Origin of the sequence: Geothrix sp., assembly GCF_030219325.1 — a bacterium.
Taxonomy (GTDB): Bacteria; Acidobacteriota; Holophagae; order Holophagales; family Holophagaceae; genus Geothrix.
The window spans coordinates 2,404,148-2,422,958 of the sequence record NZ_CP126625.1 but is presented as its reverse complement, the minus strand read 5'-3'; the positions used below and the strand labels follow the sequence as shown (position 1 = coordinate 2,422,958).

16 protein-coding genes are annotated in these 18,811 nt (G+C 68.1%); 6 read left to right on the top strand and 10 right to left on the bottom strand.

The features are described 5' to 3' along the window. Window positions 1–6: 6 nt before the first annotated feature. Both QOZ81_RS10870 and QOZ81_RS10865 read left to right on the top strand, forming a co-directional pair. Window positions 7–672, top strand: a complete 666-nt coding sequence (locus QOZ81_RS10870) for an ATP-binding cassette domain-containing protein (RefSeq protein ID WP_291206814.1) — start codon at window positions 7–9, stop codon at window positions 670–672. Beyond that, complete coding sequence (locus tag QOZ81_RS10865; RefSeq protein WP_291206817.1) at window positions 669–1,634, top strand: MlaD family protein; 966 nt, start codon at window positions 669–671, stop codon at window positions 1,632–1,634. The genes QOZ81_RS10870 and QOZ81_RS10865 overlap by 4 nt, the downstream gene beginning before the upstream one ends. Here the strand turns inward: QOZ81_RS10865 and QOZ81_RS10860 are convergent. From QOZ81_RS10860 to QOZ81_RS10815, 10 genes are all read right to left on the bottom strand, one after another. Continuing rightward, the gene (locus tag QOZ81_RS10860) at window positions 1,631–3,892 is read right to left on the bottom strand and encodes an ATP-binding response regulator (protein ID WP_291206820.1); all 2,262 of its coding nucleotides are present in this window, start codon (window positions 3,890–3,892) and stop codon (window positions 1,631–1,633) included. The genes QOZ81_RS10865 and QOZ81_RS10860 overlap by 4 nt on opposite strands. Window positions 3,893–3,925: 33 nt before the next feature. After that, the gene (locus tag QOZ81_RS10855; protein ID WP_291206823.1) at window positions 3,926–4,981 is read right to left on the bottom strand and encodes a protein-glutamate methylesterase/protein-glutamine glutaminase; all 1,056 of its coding nucleotides are present in this window, start codon (window positions 4,979–4,981) and stop codon (window positions 3,926–3,928) included. Next, complete coding sequence (gene cheD / locus QOZ81_RS10850) at window positions 4,978–5,589, bottom strand: chemoreceptor glutamine deamidase CheD (RefSeq protein WP_291206826.1); 612 nt, start codon at window positions 5,587–5,589, stop codon at window positions 4,978–4,980. The genes QOZ81_RS10855 and cheD overlap by 4 nt, the downstream gene beginning before the upstream one ends. Beyond that, window positions 5,586–6,449: a CheR family methyltransferase gene (locus tag QOZ81_RS10845; protein WP_291206829.1), complete on the bottom strand. Its 864-nt coding sequence runs from the start codon at window positions 6,447–6,449 to the stop codon at window positions 5,586–5,588. The genes cheD and QOZ81_RS10845 overlap by 4 nt, the downstream gene beginning before the upstream one ends. Continuing rightward, window positions 6,446–8,542, bottom strand: coding sequence for a chemotaxis protein CheA (locus QOZ81_RS10840; RefSeq protein WP_291206831.1), 2,097 nt, complete (start codon window positions 8,540–8,542; stop codon window positions 6,446–6,448). The genes QOZ81_RS10845 and QOZ81_RS10840 overlap by 4 nt, the downstream gene beginning before the upstream one ends. Window positions 8,543–8,550: 8 nt before the next feature. Further along, entirely contained in the window at window positions 8,551–8,913 is a 363-nt protein-coding gene (locus QOZ81_RS10835) for a response regulator (RefSeq protein ID WP_291206834.1), read from the bottom strand. Window positions 8,914–8,927: 14 nt separating this feature from the next. After that, a complete protein-coding gene (locus QOZ81_RS10830; protein ID WP_300714609.1) occupies window positions 8,928–10,001 on the bottom strand; it encodes a methyl-accepting chemotaxis protein in 1,074 nt (357 codons plus the stop codon). Next, entirely contained in the window at window positions 9,998–10,300 is a 303-nt protein-coding gene (locus tag QOZ81_RS10825) for an STAS domain-containing protein (RefSeq protein WP_291206840.1), read from the bottom strand. Before QOZ81_RS10825 ends, QOZ81_RS10830 begins: the two co-directional genes overlap by 4 nt. A 4-nt stretch (window positions 10,301–10,304) precedes the next feature. Then, complete coding sequence (locus tag QOZ81_RS10820) at window positions 10,305–10,805, bottom strand: chemotaxis protein CheW (RefSeq protein WP_291206843.1); 501 nt, start codon at window positions 10,803–10,805, stop codon at window positions 10,305–10,307. A gap of 91 nt (window positions 10,806–10,896) precedes the next feature. Further along, the gene (locus tag QOZ81_RS10815; RefSeq protein ID WP_291206846.1) at window positions 10,897–12,621 is read right to left on the bottom strand and encodes a methyl-accepting chemotaxis protein; all 1,725 of its coding nucleotides are present in this window, start codon (window positions 12,619–12,621) and stop codon (window positions 10,897–10,899) included. A gap of 354 nt (window positions 12,622–12,975) precedes the next feature. Here QOZ81_RS10815 and QOZ81_RS10810 point away from each other — a divergent pair, with 354 nt between their 5' ends. The 4 genes from QOZ81_RS10810 to QOZ81_RS10795 all read left to right on the top strand — a co-directional run bounded on the left by QOZ81_RS10810 (window position 12,976) and on the right by QOZ81_RS10795 (window position 18,811). Further along, entirely contained in the window at window positions 12,976–17,433 is a 4,458-nt protein-coding gene (locus tag QOZ81_RS10810) for a PAS domain S-box protein (RefSeq protein ID WP_291206849.1), read from the top strand. 43 nt (window positions 17,434–17,476) lie between these two features. Next, window positions 17,477–17,899, top strand: a complete 423-nt coding sequence (locus QOZ81_RS10805) for a bacteriohemerythrin (RefSeq protein ID WP_291206851.1) — start codon at window positions 17,477–17,479, stop codon at window positions 17,897–17,899. A gap of 104 nt (window positions 17,900–18,003) precedes the next feature. Then, window positions 18,004–18,408 (top strand): bacteriohemerythrin, encoded by a 405-nt coding sequence (locus tag QOZ81_RS10800; protein WP_291206854.1) that lies wholly within the window; start codon window positions 18,004–18,006, stop codon window positions 18,406–18,408. Between the two features lie 34 nt (window positions 18,409–18,442). After that, a complete protein-coding gene (locus tag QOZ81_RS10795; RefSeq protein ID WP_291206857.1) occupies window positions 18,443–18,811 on the top strand; it encodes a response regulator in 369 nt (122 codons plus the stop codon).

The window sequence follows — 18,811 nt, the reverse complement described above, 5'->3', positions numbered from 1 at the left end:
GCCGCGATGATCGAGCTCCACGACCTCGCCCTGGACGCCCTGGATGGCCGCCTGCTGCTGGAGTCGCTCGAACTCGCCGTGCCGCGGGGCGGGAACCAGCTGATCACGGGACCCAGCGGCTCCGGGAAGAGCCGGCTCCTGAAGGTGATCGCCGGGATCGAACGCCCGGCCCGGGGCCTGGTCCGGGTGGGAGGCCGCCAGGTCTGGCCCGGAGATGGGGTGCTGTCCCTCATCGGACAGGTGCGGCTGGGCTTCGCCTTCGCGTCGGGCGGGCTGCTGTCGAACCTCACCCTGCGGGAGAACGTCGCCCTCCCGCTTCGCTTCGAGGGGATTCCGCCCGGGGAACTCCGGCAGCGGACCGAGGCCGCCCTCGAGCGCCTGGACCTGCTCGCGGTGGCGGACCTCCGCCCCCATGCGGTGAGCGCCTCCGCGCGCAGGCATGGCAACCTCGCGCGGGTGCTGGCCATGGATCCCGGTCTGATCCTGCTGGATGACCCGCTGGAGGGCCTGGATGCCACGGACCGGGGCATCGCCCAGGATCTGATCAGGACCTGGGCCGCCGACGGCGTCTGCACGCTGGTGATCGCTGCGGAGGAGGCTGGTTCCTTTGCCTACCTGGAGGCGGGGCGCCTCCAGCTTCACCGTGCGCCGGTGTCAGTGGAGTCCCCATGAATTTCGAGAAGCAGGATGCCCGTCTCGGGCTGCTCGTCCTCGGGGCCCTGGCCCTGTTCCTCGCGCTGGTGGCCTACAAGAACGCGGGCGCGGTCACGGAGCGCAGCTACCCGCTGGTGGTGCGGCTTGAGCAGATGGAAGGTCTGGCGCCCGGCACCGACGTGCAGCTGAAGGGCTTCCGGGTCGGCTCAGTGGAGCGCGTGGACATGCGGCTGGAAGGGAAGTCCTATCACTTCCTGGCCCGCATCTCCGTCCGCGAGGACATCAAGCTGTGGCGCGGGACCCGGGCGAACCTGGCGCCGAAGGGGGTCGGCAGCGTGATGCTGGACCTGCGGCTGCCCGAGGTGGCCGAGCGGGTGGTGCCGCTCGTCGCGGGGGACGAGATCCCCGGGGACTCGGGCGTGTCCATCGCCGGCGTGCTGGAGCGCACGGACCACCTCATGGCCAGCCTGCAGGCGGGCGTGGACGACCTGCGCGGGCGCCTCGAGCGCAAGGGCCTGGGCGACGTGCTGGAGCATCCCTCCGTGCGCCAGGCGCTGGTGTCGCTGGATGGCACGCTGAAGGAGTTCCAGGTCCTGGCGAAGGAGAGCCGGGGGCTGGTGGGCCATGCGGACCGCAGCATGGGCGAGGCGGACAGGGCGCTGGCCGCCCTGGACCAGAGCCTCAGCACGGTGCGCAGCCTGATGGAGAAGCGCGGGCCCGAGCTGGATCAGATCCTGGTGAGCCTGGCCTCGACCCTGAAGCAGGCCGACGCCTTCATGAGCCGCTTTTCTGCCCAGAACCACCCGGAGCTGGAGCAGAGCCTGGGGAGTCTGCGCCGCTCCCTGGCCTCCGTCGAGGAGCTGCTGGAACTCCTCAAGCAGAAGCCCAGCCGGGTCGTGTGGGGCACGCCCAGCGACGCGGAACGGGAGAAGGCGAAGAAGCAGGTGGAGGCTGGGAAGCAGGTTCCGCCGAAGCCCTAGGGTTCCAGTTCGGCTGAAATGGCCTGCAGCATCTTGCGGAGTTCGACCACGGAGAAGGGTTTCTGCAGGGTGGAGACGGAGGGGAAGTCGGCCAGCAGGATCTTGAGGTCCGTGTCCAGGAAGCCCGTGGCGATGAGCACCCGGACGGCGGGCCGCAGCTGGAAGATGCGCGGCAGGGTCTCGGCCCCGGTCATGCCCGGCATGTTGTGATCCAGGATCACCAGGTCCACCTCCAGGCCTGCACCCAGGCGGCGCACGGCCTCCAGCCCGGATGAGGTGGTCTCGACCCGGTGCCCCAGCTGCTCAAGCATCGGGGGCAGGATGTCCCGGATGAGCTCGTCGTCGTCGACCAGCAGGATCCGCAGGGGATGATCCGGGTGGGCCACGGGCAGGTCCTCGGGCTCGCCCGAGAGGGTCCTCGTGACCAGGGCGGGCAGGTGGAGGCGGATGCGCGTCCCCTTGCCGACCTCGCTCTGGATGTCGAGCGAGCCCCCGTGGGCCTTGACCGTGCCGTAGACCATGGCCAGGCCCAGGCCCGTGCCCCGGCCCTGGGGCTTGGTGGTGAAGAAAGGGTCCGTGACCCGGGAGAGGATGTCCGCCGGAATGCCCTCGCCGGTGTCGGCCACCTCCAGGCAGACCTGGTCGCCCTCCTGGAAGGTCCTGACCCGGAAGGTGCCGCCCCTGGGCATGGAGTCGAAGGCGTTGACCGCGAGGTTCATGAAAGCGCTGCCCAGCGAGCTGCGCTCCCCCATGATCGGCGGCAGCGTCTCGTCCAGCTCCACTTCGAAGGTGAACCGCTGGCGGCTGGTGCGGACGAGCAGATCCAGCTCCTCCCGGAGCAGGGTGTTGAGGTCCAGCCGCTGGGCCTGCTGCAGGCCCTTGCGGGCGAAGTCCGTGAGGCCCTTCACCAGGTCGCGGCCGCGGCTGGCGGCGTTCTCGATGGTCCGCAGGGACTTGAGCAGGGCCTCGTCCCCCTCGCGCTTCAGCTGGAGGAGGGTCGCCATGCCGAGGATGGCCCCGAGCACGTTGTTCATGTCGTGGGCGATGCCTCCGGCCAGGCTGCCGAGGCTCTCCAGCTTCTGCGCGTGCTGGATCTCCGCCTCCATCTTCCGGCGCTCCTCTTCGGCGCGCCGGCGCTCGCTCAGGTCCTGGGCGAAGACGAGGATGGCGGGTCCGCCGGGAAGGTCGATGTAGGCCGTCTGGACCTCCACCCAGACTTCGCGCCCCCGGTAGGTGAGGAAGACCTCCTCGATCGCCGGGACGGTCTCCTCGTTCTGCTCGACGGTGTGGATGCGCTCGCTCACGAGGTAGCGGTACTGGGGATGGATGAAGCTCAGGATCTCCAGCCCGATGAGCTGGGATGGATCATCCGCATCCAGCAGCCGCGCGGCCGCCAGGTTCACGTCCGTGAAGCGGCCGTTCCGGTGGATGATCATCGGGGCCGGGGAGGACTGGAAGAGCTGGTGGAACCGATTGGAACCGTCCTCCATCTCCTTCATCATCCGCAGCTGGTCCCGCGATGCATGCACCAGCCGGCGCACCCAGGCCAGGATGCCAAGCCCCCCCATCAGCCACAGGGCGAGGACCGACAGGACCGAGATGGATTCGTGGGTCAGGCCGAAGACGGTCGCCCCCGAGCCCACGGGCACGGTCACGCTGATGCCGCCCCTGACTTCGCCCGGCTTGTAGCCCTGCTGCCCGTGGCATTTGAGGCAGCTCTCCTCGACCAGGAAGGCGCCCATGAACCGCAGGACGGGCTTGCCGTCCTGCTGCAGGACCTCGGATTGTTCCCGGCCGCCCCGCTCGAACGATTCCAGGGCCCTGCGTTCCCAGGGGTCCGGGGCGTTCTCCGACCGGATGGGATTCAGGCTGGTGATGTGCGCCTTGAGCCCGTAGTCCCGCTCGGCCAGCTCGTGGACCATCCTGGTCATGTAGGCGGGGTTCACCAGGGTGAGGGCTTTGCCATCGGTGGTGGTGACGTCCCGGTGGGGCAGGTGGGCCAGGTGGGGATTGGGTGGCGTCCTGGCGTCCTTGGGGACGTAGACGCCTCCCCGTTCCGCCGCCCAGCGGCGGTAGGCCAGGTCCTTGCGGTAGCTGTCCGAGGCGCGGTTGTAGGCGATGACCCGGTCTTCGCGGATCGAGAAGTACATGTCGGCTCCGAGCGCCGCGAGCACCACCAGGGACCAGGCCCCGAACAGGGCGAAGAAGGCCCTGAAGGTGCCGGGTACTGCCGGGAGGAGGAGGGATCGGAGGGACATGTCAGCCAAGAGAAGGTGGGGGAATGGCAGGGTTCAGGCGTCGCGTTCGCACCAGGCGACGAGGTGTTTCGCAATGGCGCCCAGGGGGGCCTGCTCCTCGACGCCGCCGCGCATGAAGGCCGCGCGGGGCATGCCGTAGACGACGCAGGTGGCCTCGTCCTGGCCGAGGGTCCGGGCGCCCTTCTGGCGCATCTTCAGCAGGCCGCGGGCGCCGTCATCGCCCATGCCCGTGAGGATGACACCCATGGCATGGGCCCCGCAGGACGCGGCCACGGAGTCGAAGAGCACGTCCACCGAAGGGAGATGGTGCGATACGCGGTCCCCGGCTTGGAGGATGGCCACCAGACCCACGCTGTGCCGGCCGACGGTGAGGTGGGCCTCGTTGGGCGCGAGGTAGACGGTGCCGGCCTTCAGGGATTCGCCATCCTCGGCTACCTTCACCCGGGCCCGGCTGCTGCGGTCGAGGCGCTCCGCAAAGGCGGCGGTGAACCCGGGCAGCATGTGCTGGACCACGGCGATGGGCGGCAGGTTCTCGGGGATCGACTCGAAAACCTGGCGCAGGGCCTCGGTCCCGCCTGTGCTCGAGCCGATGGCGATGAGGGCCCGGCCGGCCTTGGCGCGGGAGGCCAGGGCGGCCAGCGAGGGCGGGGTCTGGAGCGGGGGCCGGGGGCCGCCCACCCGCGCCAGGGACGCGGCGTACACGGTCTGGGCGATCTCATGGCCCATCCGCTCCAGACCCGCCGCCTGGTCCATGGTGGGCTTGCCGATCACGTCCACGGCGCCCAGATCCAGGGCATCCAGGGCCGTGGTGGTGCCCTTGGCAGTGAGGCTCGACAGCATCACCGCGGGCATGGGGTGGGCCTTCATCAGCTTGCCCAGGAAGGTGAGGCCGTCCATGCGGGGCATCTCGACGTCCAGCGTGAGCACGTCCGGATCCAGCTCCTTGATGCGCTCGCGGGCATCGTAGGGGTCCTTGGCGGTGCCCACCACCTCCAGCAGGGGATGGCGGGACAGGATGTTGGTCAGCACCTGGCGGACCAGGGCACTGTCATCCACCACCAGGACGCGGCGCTTCCGCTCCATGTTCATGTGAACAGCTCCACGTCACCATTCATCGGCCGGCCGACCACTTCCTGGATGTAGGTGAGCTCGCGGTTGAGCACGGTGTCGTTGTGCGTGGTCTCCATGCGCTTGACCAGCACCTGGCCCGTGTGGGGGAAGAAGTAGACCTTGCGGGGGAAGGGCCCGCCCATGTCCTCGCTCCAGAGCGGGATGTCCTCGTTGCGCAGGAACTCCCGCACGAAGTCGACGTTCTGCCCGCCCACGTCCGTGGACATGCCCCGCATCACCTTGCCGCCCCCGAAGGCCTTGGCCACAAGGCGGTCCCGCTGCGCCCCCAGGTGCAGCAGGTTGTTGATGAGGTATTCCATGGCCGCCGCGCCGTAGCGGGCCGCGAAGAACACGTCCGGATCGCGGTCCCCCTGCTTCACCGGGAGCATGAAGTGGTTCATGCCCCCCACCATGGCGATGGGATCCATGATGCAGGCGGCCACGCAGCTGCCCAGGACGGTGACGATCACCTCGTCCTCGGCGGTGGCGTAGAACTCGCCGGGCAGGATCTTCATGGCCTGGCGGTTGAAGTTGCGGTCGAGGTACTTGGAGGCACGGCCGTGGACCAGGGGGACGGGCGGGCTCATGACGCCACCTCCCGGCGCCGGTAGATGGTCTGGCCCAGGGACTGGAAGCCCAGGGTGGTATCCAGCAGCGCCTCTGAGTGGCCCACGAAGAGGAGTCCGTCGGGTTCCAGCAGGTCGTGGTAGCGCTTCAGGAGCTTGCGCTGGGTGGGCTTGTCGAAATAGATCATGACGTTGCGGCAGAAGATGGCCTGGAAGGGCGCCTCGGGCACGGACCAGCGGTCCTCCAGCAGGTTCATCTGCCGGAAGGTGACCAGCTGCCGCACCTCGGGCCGAACCCGCACCTGGCCCTCCTGCGCACCGGAACCCTTGAGGAAGGCCAGGCGTTTCCAGGAGTCGTCCACCCCTTCGATGCGGGCCATGGGATAGACGCCGTGGGCGGCGGTCTCCAGCACTGCCGTGTCCAGGTCCGTCGCCAGGATCTGGATGTTGGCCGCGGAGCCGAACCCCTGCAGCAGGGTCATGGCCAGGGTGTAGGGCTCCTCCCCGGTGGAGCAGCCGGCGCTCCAGATCCGGATGCGGCGGGAGGCGGCGTGGAAGGGCTGGATGAGCGGCACCAGCCGGGTGAAGTGGTGGCCTTCGCGGAAGAAGCTGGTGAGGTTGGTGGTGAGGGCGTTGATGAACTCGGACCACTCCGGGGCCTCCGGATTCTCCAGCCGCTGCAGGTACTCCTCGTAGGTCTGGATGCCCAGGATCCGCAGGCGCTTGGCCAGGCGGGACTGCACCATGGTGAGCTTGTGCGCGGCCAGGGCGATGCCGGAGTGGGCATGCAGCAGGTCGCGCAGGGCGGTGAAGGTGGCGGTGGACAGCTGCTCCCGGCCCTGGCTCAGGGCCTCGACCTCGGAAACGCGGGACCGGTTCATGCTCCGACCGCGGCGGCCCCAGCCTCCAGCCGCATGAGACCGGGAACGTCGAGGATGAGGGCCACGCGGCCGTCCCCGAGGATGGTGGCGCCCGAGATGCCCTCCACGCGGCGGTAGTGGGTCTCCAGGCTCTTGATGACCACCTGCTGCTGGCCCAGCAGCTCATCCACGGCCATGGCCGCGCGGCGGCCCTCGGATTCCACCAGCACCAGGAGGGTGCGGTCCGAGGCGTCCTGGCCCGAGCCCACGGCCAGCAGGCGCTGCAGGCGCACCACCGGGATGAACTCGCCCCGGAGGCTGATCACCTCCCGGTCGCCCTTCACGGTCTGCACGTCCGTGCCCCGGGTCTGGAAGCTCTCGAGCACCGAGGCCAGCGGGAACACGTAGGTCTCCTCGGCCACGCGGACGGTGAGGCCGTCCAGGATGGCGAGGGTGAGGGGCAGCACCAGGCGGATGAGGGTGCCCCGGCCCGGCTGGCTCTCCACCTCGATGCGGCCGCCCAGCGCCCGCACGTTCTGCTTCACCACGTCCATGCCCACGCCGCGGCCGGACAGGTCCGAGACCTGCTCCACGGTGGAGAAGCCGGGCTCGAAGATGAGCAGGTTCAACTCCTCGTCCGAGGGACGGAGGCCCGGCTGGATCAGCCCGCGGTCCAGGGCCTTCTGGTGGATGCGATCCCGGTTGAGGCCCTTGCCATCATCCTTCACCTCGATGTGGATGTGGCCGCCCCGGCTGGAGGCCCTCAGGGCGATGGTGCCCATGGCGGGCTTGCCGGTCTTGAGGCGCTCCTCCTTGTCCTCCATGCCGTGGTCCACGGCATTGCGCACCAGGTGCGTGAGGGGATCCACCAGCATCTCGATGAAGGTCTTGTCCAGCTCCGTGGCCTGGCCCTCCATGACCAGCTCCACGTCCTTGCCCAGCTGCTTGCCCAGCTCGTGGACCATGCGCGGGAAGCGGGAGAACACCATCTCCACGGGCACCATGCGGATGCCCATGACGCGCTCCTGCAGCTCGCGGGTCTGGCGGTCCAGCTGCATGAGGGCGGCGCTCAGCTGCTCCTCGCCCTGCATGGTGTTCGACTGCTGGGAGGCCTGGGCCAGCATGGCCTGGGTGATGACCAGCTCGCCCACCAGGTTCACCAGGCGGTCGATCTTGTCCGTGGCCACGCGGACGGTGGAAGCCTCGGCCTGGTTGCGCTTCTTCTGCTGCTGGTCGAGGGCCTTGGTGACCACCTCGGGCTTGACCTTGCCCATGTCCACCAGCAGCTCGCCCAGGCGCTTCTGCTGCGACAGGGCCTCGCGGATGTCGGCGGGGCTGACCCCGGCTTCGGTCTGGAGGATCTCGCCCAGGGACGGCACCGCCCCCTCCGGGCTCAGGGGCTGGATGCGGAGGTTGTCGCCTTCCGCCACGAACTCGAAGATGTCGTCCACGTCGATCTGCGGGTGGGCGGTCTCCAGCCGGATGTCCCAGGCCAGGTGGCAGTCCTCGGGGTCCATCTGCTCGAACGTGGGGATCCGCGTCAGGTCGGGCCAGATCTGCAGGGTTCCTAGCTTGGCCAGGTCGCGGAAGAGCCGCTCCAGGTTGATGCCCCGGCGGAAGGAATCTGTGGGCGCCTCGAAGCGGATGGAGAAGCCGCGGCCGCCCTTCATGGCCACGGTCCGGGCCGGGGCCTGCGTCGCCGCGGCGGGCGGCGGGGCGGTGGAGACATCCTCCTGCAGCTTGGCCATGAGGGCCTCTTGCGACTGCTGCTCCTTGGCGGGGAGCGGCTCCCCGCGGCGGGCGTGGTGCAGGTGGCTGCGGATGAGGTCCACGCCCTGCAGCATCAGCTCCCGCAGGTCGGGCGTCATGGGCCGCGTGCCCTGGCGGACGGGTTCGAGGGTGCTCTCCAGTTGGTGGGTGAAGGCGGCGACCGCCGGGAAGCCGAAGGTGGCCGCGTTGCCCTTGATGGAGTGGGCGGCCCGGAACAGGGTGTGGAGGTCCTCGACCTCGACCGCAGCCAGGTCCATGGAGAGCAGGGTGGCCTCCATGCCGTCGGCCAGCTCGGTGGCCTCTTCGAAAAAGGCATCTCGGAATTGGGCCATCGCATCGGACATGGGGAACCTCAGAGGACTTTGTTCACGACGTCCAGCAGCTTTTCCGGGCTGAAGGGCTTGACGATCCAACCCGTGGCGCCGGCCTCCTTGCCCTTCATCTTCATGGAGGCGTCGGATTCGGTGGTGAGGACCAGGATCGGCGTGAACTTGAACTCGGGCAGGGCGCGCAGGCGCTGCACCAGCGTGATGCCATCCATGCGGGGCATGTTCACGTCGGTGACGATCAGGGCCAGCTTCTTCCCCGCGGCCACCTCCAGCGCCTCCACGCCGTCGCCCGCCTCGAGGATGTCGAAGCCCGCGCCCTTGAGCGTGAAGGTGATCATCTGGCGCATCGTGCTCGAGTCATCGACGGTGAGGATGAGACGGCCCATCGTTCGGCTCCTGGTCAGAAAAGGTCGACTTCGCCGGCGGCGAGCGTACCGCTCTTCACCGCACGGAATTGGACGCGGGCCGCCTCGATCTGGCCCAGGGTGGCTTCCAGCGCCGCCAGGGCGGGGCCCTCCGGTTCACCGGCCTTCAGCCGGACTTCGAGATCCTTCCAGGCCTGGGACTGCTCCAGCAGGTTCCCCAACTCCTTGAGGCAGGCCATGAGGGTCTGGTGCACCAGATCCTCGAACTGGAGGCTGCGCACCACGTGGCCCACCTGCTCGGTGACTTTGCGGGCGTTCTCCTCGAGCTGCGCGACCAGGTCCTTCACGACCCAGTTGGAGGTCCGGAGGGACATGACCAGGGCCTCGGATTCGCCACGCGAGGCCAGGGCCACGTTCATGTCCTGGCTGGCGATGGCCTTCACGTGGGCGTCCGTGCGCTCCAGGGCCTGCCGCGTGCCGAGCACCTGCTCCTGGATGGTGTTGCTCAACGCGGTGCTGCGGTCGGCCAGCTTGGAGACCTCGCCCGCCACCACGGCGAAACCCGCCCCGAACTGCCGGGCGTGGGCGGCCTCGATGCTGGCGTTCAGGGAGAGCAGGTGGGTGCGGCCGGCGATCTCCGCCAGCTCATCCAGCATCGACTCCATGCGGAAGGAGCGCTCGCGGATGTCGTCGACTTGCTCGGCGAGCTGGGCGGTGGACTCGGAAATCTCGGTGATGTGGTTCACGAAGCCATCGAGGGTGCCCATGATGGTGGCGCTCATGGCGTCGAAGCTGCTGCCGGCCTCGCCGCCCGCATCACCCTCCAGGGTGCTCTGCATGGCCGCCTGGATCTCCCCCGCCAGCAGGTGCTGGTGCTGCACGCTGCGGTCGAGGGTCTTCAGGGCGTCTTCCAGGGTGCCGGCGGCCTCCCGCACCAGGCTGTCCACCTGGAGCAGCTCGGGCGTCAGGAAGTTTACCTGGCCCTCCAGCATGCGGGCCTCACAGGCGGCCAGACGCAGCAGGGCCTGCCGATTGTCCCCAGCCGGGAGCACGGGCGCCTCGATGGGCGCGGGACCTGCGGCGGTGTCCCCGGAGAACCACCGGCTCATGGATGGGCCCCGTCGAAGAGGTGGGCCATGCCCAGGGCGGCGAAGCGGGCCTGCCACTCCTCCCTGGCGCCCACCACCGAAAACGAGAGCCCCTTGGCCCGGAGATCCCGGTCCATGGCGCCAAGCAGCTGGAGCCCGGACAGGTCCAGGTCTCCGACGGAGGACAGATCCACCTCCGCACTGCCGTTCCCGGTGGTGAGCAGGGGCAGGGCCTTCTCCCACTGCTGATGGATGCTGAAGATGTCCAGGTCGCCCTCGAAGGAGAGCCTTGGGCTGGAAGGGGCCGCTTTCCGTGCCATGGCTTCAGACCGTGGCGCTTTCCAGGGCCATCAGCTCGCCATCGGAGAGCAGGCGGTCCAGGTCGAGGAGGATCAGCATGGATTCGGCGCCCGTGGCTCCCGGCAGGCTGGCCAGGCCCGCGATGAACTCGCGGCCCAGGGCGCTCTGGGTGCCCAGCTCCGGCGCGGGCCGGATGGCATTGGGATCCAGATCCAGCACGTCGGACACCGAGTCCACGCGGATGCCCAGGGTGCGCCCCTGGACCTCCACGATGACGATGACGGGCCGGGTGTCCTCCGGGGCATCCCCCAGGGAGAACCGGTGCCGCAGCTCCAGGATGGGGACGATGGCGCCCCGAAGGTTGATCACCCCGGGCATGTAGGGCGGGGCCTTGGGGATCCGGGTGATGGTGGCCTGGGCCTGGATTTCCCGGACCTTCAGGATGGGCAGGGCGTACGCCTCGCCGGCGAGGGCGAAGCAGAGCACCTGCTGGAGACCTTGGGAACTGGCTTCAGTGCTTGCCATGTTGTTCTCCGCAACGGTCCAGTGGCTGCAACCGGGCTACAGATGGTTTCGGAAGAAGGGAATCAGCGCCTGAGTACCTGCCGGGGCAGGCTCAGAAGGCCTCCCAGTTGCCGTCATCGTCGCTCTTGGGAGTGGGGACAGGCTGTTTGGCGATGGCGAGCTCCTGGCGGGCAGAGGGGCGCTTGAGGGCCGCATGGCCGTTCTTGGCCATCTTGGGGGCGGGGTGCGCGGTGACCGTGGTGCGGGCCTTGGGCGCGGCCGCGGTGCGCCGCACTTCCACGCCGGTCCTGAAGCGGCCGACGATCTCGGTGAGCGCATGGGCCTGGGCGTCCAGGGATTCGGCGGCGGCGGCGGACTCCTCCACCAGGGCCGCGTTCTGCTGGGTGACCTCGTCCATCTGCACCACGGCCTTGTTGATCTCGTTCAGGCCCGTGCTCTGCTCCTGGGTGGCATTGGCGATCTCGCTGACGAGCGAGGTCACGCGCTGCACGTTGGCCACCACTTCCTGGATGGTCTCGCCCGCATGGGCGGCGACCTTGTTGCCGTCCACGGACTTGGCCACGCTCTCGCGGATGAGGCCCTTGATCTCCTTGGCAGCATCGGCGCTGCGCTTGGCCAGGTTGCGCACCTCGGCCGCGACCACGGCGAACCCGCGGCCCTGCTCGCCGGCCCGGGCGGCCTCGACAGCGGCGTTCAACGCCAGCAGGTTGGTCTGGAAGGCGATTTCGTCCACCACGCCGATGATCTCGTTGATCTTGGCGGAGGACTGGTTGATGGCCTCCATGGCGGCGATGACCTGGGTGACGGCGGCGCCGCCATCCTGAGCCACCTGACGGGCCTTGCTGGACTCGTGGTTGGCGGACTTGGCGTTGTCGGCGGTCTGGTTCACGTTGCTGGTGATCTGCTCCATGCTGCTGGCGGTCTCTTCCAGGCTGGCGGCCTGTTCCTCCGTGCGGCGGCTCAGGTCCGTGTTGCCCATGGAGATCTCGCCCGAGGCCGTGGAGATGGCCATGGCGCTCTCCTGCACCTGCAGCATGGATTCGCGCAGGTTGCCGATGGTGCTGTTGAGGATCTCGCTCATCTGGCCCAGCTCGTCCTTGGTCTGGATGTCCGAGTGGATGCTCAGGTCACCGCCGGCCACCGCCTCCAGCACCTCGCCGAAACGGTTCAGTGGGCGGGTGATGGCACGGGTCATGACGATCCCGGTGATGATGCCGAAGGCCACGCCCACGCCCATGATGACCAGCATCATGGTGGTGGCGGCGCTGGCCAGCGCGGCGTTTGATTCAGCGGATTCCTTGGCCAGCTTCAGCTTCATGTTCTGCAGGACATCGAGGGCTTCGTTCACTTTCGCCTGGCCTGCGGCGCCATCACCGCGCATGAGGGCTTCCGCCTCCTTCGACTTGCCGGCTGCCGCCAGGGCCAGGACCTTCTCGGCAATCGCATCGTAGGCGTTGTTCGCATCCTTGTAGGCTTTGTAGGCTTCCTTGCCCTTGTCGGTGAGGAGGGTCTTCTGGAAGGATTCCTCGGTCTTCGTGAGGTCGACCTCGATCTCCTTGAGCCGCTTGCCGAACCGGTCCACATCGCCGGTCATGATGGCGTCGCGAAGGTTGACCCGCTGCCGCTGGAACAGCTGCATCATGTCCCCCATCTCGCCGAGGGGCACGGTCATCTTCTCGTAGAGGTTGGTGTCGGCCACTTCGATCGTGTGGAGCTTCTGGATGCCGATCGTGCCGACGATGGCGGCGATGGCGGCGACGATCAAGTACGAGCCGATGAGCTTGGGGCCCATCTTGATGTTGTCGAGGAAACTCACGGAAACCTCCTGGTGTGGGGTGTGGGATGGGTGCAATGGGTGGAAGGAAAAGTGGTCGAATGGCAGATGGCTGTCGGAACAAGATCGGGAAATTACCTGTATGTTGTTGTTCCTATCAAGCCAAACAAGGGCATCTCGGTCGGATGCGGGATAGGGCTTCATCGGTGGACGGGGAGGGCGGCTGAGTTATTGACGACCCGCATGTGATGTTCATCACAGGTTGCATTTGGGAATTTCCGATCAGTGGTTGAAATGGATAAGAGCGTCTGGGAAAAACCCCGGGCACCCAAGATTCAATGTCCAGAAATCCAGGCCGAAACCGAGGACAAGGTTCTATTGATGAGCTCATCGGCTATGACCCCAGATCCACTCCCGAAAAACGCCGCCCGGCGCCTGCGGATGGCTCTGTCCCTGGGCGCGGCCCTGATGGCGATCACCTCCCTGGTGGGCACCTGTCTCCGCACGCCTCTGCTCGCGGCCATGGGGCCGGGCCTGGTGCCGATGTCGCCCCTGGGCGCCGGCCTGGTGCTCCTCCTGGCGGCGGCCTTCTGGGGGGCGGAGTGGCGGCCTGATGCCCTGGGGATCAGAAGGATCGGCCTCGCCGCCACCGCCCTTGCCGGCGGGGCCGGTCTGGCCTTCGTCATCAGCCACGTTTCCGGCGGCACGCTGCCCTTCGAAACCTCCTTGCTCCGGCTCTGGCCGAACCTCCAGCTGACCTCTGTGCTGACGGATCTGACCCTGTTCGGCGCGGCCGCCTCCTTCCTCGCCAGGCGCGCGCCGTCCAAGGGTGGCTGGGCGGCCCGGCAGGCGGCCGCCATTCTGGCCCTGGTGCCCCTGTTGATCGGCCTGGTGGTGCTGGTCACCTATGTCTCGGGCGCCCCTCTGCTCTACGGGACGGGGTACATACCCATGTCCCTGCCGGCCGCCATGTGCGCGCTGCTGCTGGGGGCCTCCCAGCTCCTGGCCGCCGGTCGGGATACCTGGCCCCTGGCCGCCTTTCGCCTGGACCACCACCGGTCGAGGCTCGGCTTCTCTCCGAGGACGGTGGCCATCTACCTGGGCCTCGGGAGCCTGATCCTGGTTGGCGGCGCGGCGCTCTTGAGGCGGCAGATCCACGCCACGCGAATGCGGGTCCAGGCGGAACTCTCGACCATCGCGGACCTGAAGGCCAGGCAGATCACAGAGTGGGTGGTCGAGCGGCGGGGCGATTCCCAGGTGATCGCCGAGAGTGCGCTCATCCAGGTCCAGCTGCAGCGGTATCTGGCGGGCTCGCCCGCGGCTCTGCCCGAGCGGGACCTGAATGGCTGGATGGCGTCCCTCCAGCGGACCTTCAGCTACCGTCAGGTGGCCCTCTTCGATGCGCAGGGACGGGCGCGCCTGGCTGCCTACGCGGACCAGCTGATCCGGGAGCCGGCCGAGGATCCCTCGGAGCTCCGGGCGGCCTTGCAGGCCCCTGGGCTGACGATGTCGGACCTGCACCAGCATCCGGGCCACTCTGACATCCAACTGGGTTTCTGGATTCCGGTCCGGGCCACGGCCGGGAGACCGGCTCAAGGGGCGCTCCTGCTCCAGGTGGACCCCCGGACCTACCTCTACCCCCTGGTGGAGTCCTGGCCCACCGACAGCCCCAGCGCCGAGACGCTGCTGGTGCGGCGGGAGGGGGACCAGGTCCTGTTCCTCAACGACCTGCGCCACCGTGCCCACACCGCGATGACGCTGCGCCAGGACCTGACGACCAATCCCGACGGCCCCGCCACCCGGGCCGTCCTGGGCTACGAAGGATTGCTGGAGGGCCCGGACTACCGGGGCGTGCCGGTGGTGTCCGTGCTGCGCAGGATCCCGGGCACGACCTGGCACATGGTGACCAAGGTGGATGCCGCCGAGGTCTATGGCCCTCTGCGGCAGAAGGTCTGGCTGGGCGGCCTCGGCCTCATGGGAATCGTGCTCCTCGTCGGGGCGGGCCTGGGCGTGGTCCTGCGGCACCGCGATGCGGAGATGCTCCGGAACCAGCTGGATCTTACCCGGCGCTATGAAACGCTCATGCGGGAGGCCAGCGACATCATCCTCCTGATGGACGCTGAGGGCCGCATCCTCGAGGCCAACGCACAGGCCCTTGGCCAGTACGGCTATGCCCGCGCAGAGCTCATCGGGATGGACATCCTCGATCTCCGGGTGCCCGAGGCCCGCGCGGAAGGCCATGAGCGCTACCAGCGACTGCGGGAGTCCGGCTCTGTCCGGTTCGAGACCCTTCACCAGCGCCGGGACGGCAGCACCTTCCCCGTGGAGGTCAGCGCCCGGGCCCTGGAACTCGATGGCCAGCCGCGGGTCATGAGCTTCGTCCGGGACATCAGCGAGCGGCGGAAGAACGAACGCGAGATCCAGCGGATGACCCAGCTCTATGCCGCGCTGAGCCAGGTGAACCAGGCCATCGTGTGGTCGCCCGACCGGGAGGCGCTCTTCGCCAAGATCTGCGAGGTCATGGTCGAGTTCGGGAAATTCGACATGGCCTGGATCGGCCTGGACGACCACCGGGTGGGCCAGGTCCAGGTGGTCGCCTCCTGCGGCGACGCCCATGGCTACCTCGACCGGATCCGGATCGAGAGCGGCCCCACGGCGCACGGCGCCGGCCCCGTGGGCCGGGCCATCCGGGAGGTCAGTCCCTGCGTGGTGAACGATTTCATGGGCACCCCCGGCACCGAGCCGTGGCGGGCCGCCGCTCTGGAGTCCGGGTTCCAGGCCGTGGCGGCCTTCCCGATCCGGCGGGAAGGCCTGGTGATCGGGGCGCTGGCGGTCTATTCCCGGGAGAGGGGATTCTTCGGCGCCCCCGAGGAGGCCCTCCTGGTGGAGGCGGCCATGGACATCTCCTTCGCCCTGGACCACTTGGCCCTGGACGATCAGCGCCGCGGCGCGGAGATCGCGCTGCTGGAGAGCGAGCGGCAGCTGAAGGAGGCCCAGGAGGCGGGCGGCATCGGCACCTACACCTGGTACATCCGTGAAGACCACTGGACGGGCAGCCCGTACCTCGATCAGCTCTTCGGCGTCGGGCCGGACCACCCGCGGACGCTGGAGGGGTGGGTGGCCGTCGTGGCACCGGACTTCCGCGACCAGATGGCGGCCTACGTCGCGGGGATCATCGAGCGCCACGAACCCTTCGACCTCGACTACCCGATCCTTCGCGCCTCGGACGGCCAGCGCCGGTGGGTGCATGGGCGGGGGGAGATCCACCGGGATGCGGAGGATCAGCCGGTGGCCATGGTGGGCGTCATCCAGGACATCACCGAGCGCAAGCTGGCCGAACAGGCCCTTCAGAAGATCTCGGTGGCGGTGGAGCAGAGCCCCCTGTCCATCGTCATCACCGATCCCAAGGGCACCATCGAATACGTCAACCCGACCTTCACGCAGGTCACGGGCTACACGGCCGCGGAAGCGGTCGGGCAGAATCCCCGCGTGCTGAAGTCCCCCTCCACCCCACCGGGCCACTATCGGACCCTGTGGGAGACCCTGGACCGGGGCGAGGTCTGGGTGGGCGAGTTCGAGAACCTGAAGAAGGGCGGCGAGCCGTTCCACGAGCGGGCGATCATCGCCCCGGTGCGGGATGAATCCGGTATGCTGACGGGCTACATCGCCATCAAGGAGGACATCACCCAGCTCAAGCAGGACGAGGCAGAGCGGCGCTCCCTGGAGGCGCAGCTGCATCAGTCGCAGAAGCTGGAGAACCTGGGCAGCCTGGCCGGAGGCGTGGCCCACGACATGAACAACGTGCTGGGCGCCATCCTGGGGCTGGCCTCGACCCTCCGGGAAGCGGCGCAACCCTTCACGCCGACCGCGAGGAACCTCGACACCATCATGAACGCCTGCATGCGGGGCCGCGGGGTGGTCAAGGGCCTGCTCTATTTCGCCAGGAAGGACCTCCAGGAGGAGCGGTCCATCGACCTCAACGAACTGGTCCGGGAGATGAGCCAGCTGCTGAGCCACACCACCCTCAAGCGCATCCAGCTCAGGATGGAGCTGGCGGATGGGATCGGCCGCCTGCGCGGCGACCCCGGGGCGCTGAGCCACGCGCTCATGAACCTCTGCGTGAATGCGCTGGATGCCATGCCCGGCGGCGGCTCCCTCCTCATCCGCACCCAGGCGGAGGAGGCTGGAGGCCTCACCCTGCGGGTCGAGGACACCGGGGAGGGCATGTCGCCCGAGGTCCTGGCCAAGGCCATGGATCCCTTCTTCACCACCAAGCCCCAGGGCAAAGGCACGGGGCTGGGGCTGGGCATGGTCTACGGGACCATGCTGGCGCACGAAGGTACCTTCGAACTCCGCAGCGAGCTGGGGCGGGGGACCGAGGCCATCCTCCGCTTCCCGCCCAGCCGTGTGGGTCTGCCGGAGCCGGAGGCGGACGCGGCATCCGCACTTTCGCTCCAGTCCGGCCGGTCCCTCCACATCCTGCTGGTGGACGACGACGAGCTGATCCGGGAATCCGCGGGGCCGCTGCTGGAAGTGATCGGCCACACCGTCACCGACGCCTCCGCCGGGGCACGGGCTATCCAGCTGCTGGAGTCGGGACTGGCGGTGGACCTCGTGATCCTCGACATGAACATGCCCGGCCTGAGCGGCGCCGAGACGCTGCCCCGGATCCTGAACCTGCGCCCAGGTCTGCCCGTGATCATGGCCACGGGCTACAGCGACGATGAGATCACCCCGCTGCTGGAGGGCCGGCCCTCGGTGACCAGCATCCGGAAGCCGTACAGCCTCAAGGAAATCCAGCTGAAGATCCTGAACCTCGACCTCCAGCCTGCTCCGGAAACATCCGCCGGCTGAGGGCCCATGGCCACCACGCACTGACGATCACACGAGGACGACCATGCCCATCGCCGTTTGGAGCAGCCGATACGAGACGGGGATCGACACCATCGACACCCAGCACAGGGCCCTCTTCGATGCCCTGAACCAGCTGACGGAGGCCTTCCGGACCGGGACCTCGGAGGAGCACGTGAAGGCGGGCCTGAACGCCCTGCTGGCTTATGCCCTCGAGCACTTCCAGACGGAGGAGGCCTACATGAGGGAGAGGGCCTATCCCGGTCTGGCCGCACACCTGGCGGAGCATGAGCGCCTGGTCGGGAAGGCGCAGCAGCTGGAGGAGCAATTCCGCGGGGGCAAGGCGGTGACCATGGAGGTCACCATCTTCCTTGCCGACCTGCTGGCGCAGCACATCGACGAGTACGACCTGGCGATGGTCCGGTTCCTGACGGTGCAGCCTCCCACCGTGACGATCCAGCGTCTCTGAGGGAACGGATCCGATGGGTGTCCACCTGCGACCCGGGATGCCTTGATTCAAGGCGCCTGCAGGGGAAGCCGATGGGAAGGCAGTCACCCTTCCCAGGAGCAGCCATGGCCATCGCGGTTTGGAACAGCCGGTTCGAGACCGGCATCGCCATCATCGATTCGCAGCACAAGGCGCTCTTCGACGCGGTGAACAAGCTGGCCGATTCCTTCAAGGACGGCACCTCCAAGACGGCGGTGAAGGACAGCATGGATTTCCTGGTGAAGTACACCGTCGAGCACTTCCAGACCGAGGAGAAGGTCATGAAGGACATGGGCTATCCGAAGCTCACCTCGCACATGGCTGAGCACGCCCAGCTGGTGTCGAAGGCCCAGGAACTGCAGGGGAAGATCGCCGAGGGCAGGCCCGTGACGCTTGAGGTCTCGAAGTTCCTCGCGGATTGGCTGAAGCACCACATCAACGAGGTCGACATGGGCTACGTGGAGTTCAAGCGGACCCAGGATCGCAAGTAGGGCATCCGCCATCCCTGCCTGAAAGGAAGCGGCCGTGTCCAAGATCGTCGTGGTCGACGACAGCAAGCTCATGCGGAACCTGATCCAGCACATCCTGGAGGAGGCCGGCCACCAGGTGGATCCCTGGGCAGAGATCACGGCCATGGAGGTCTCGGATCGCATCCTGGCCTCGGGTCCGGATCTGGTGGTCACCGACTACCAGATGCCCGGCTGCAACGGCCTGACCGTGGCGCGGATGGCGAGGAAGGCCAAGCCGGATCTGCCGGTGATCGTGGTGACCGCCACCCACGACCACACGATCATGGACGCGCTCAAGAGCCAGGCCGTCAACCTCATCCTCCACAAGCCCCTCAAGGAGGAGGAGCTGGTGGCGGCGGTGGCTGGCGCCCTCGCCCCCGTATAG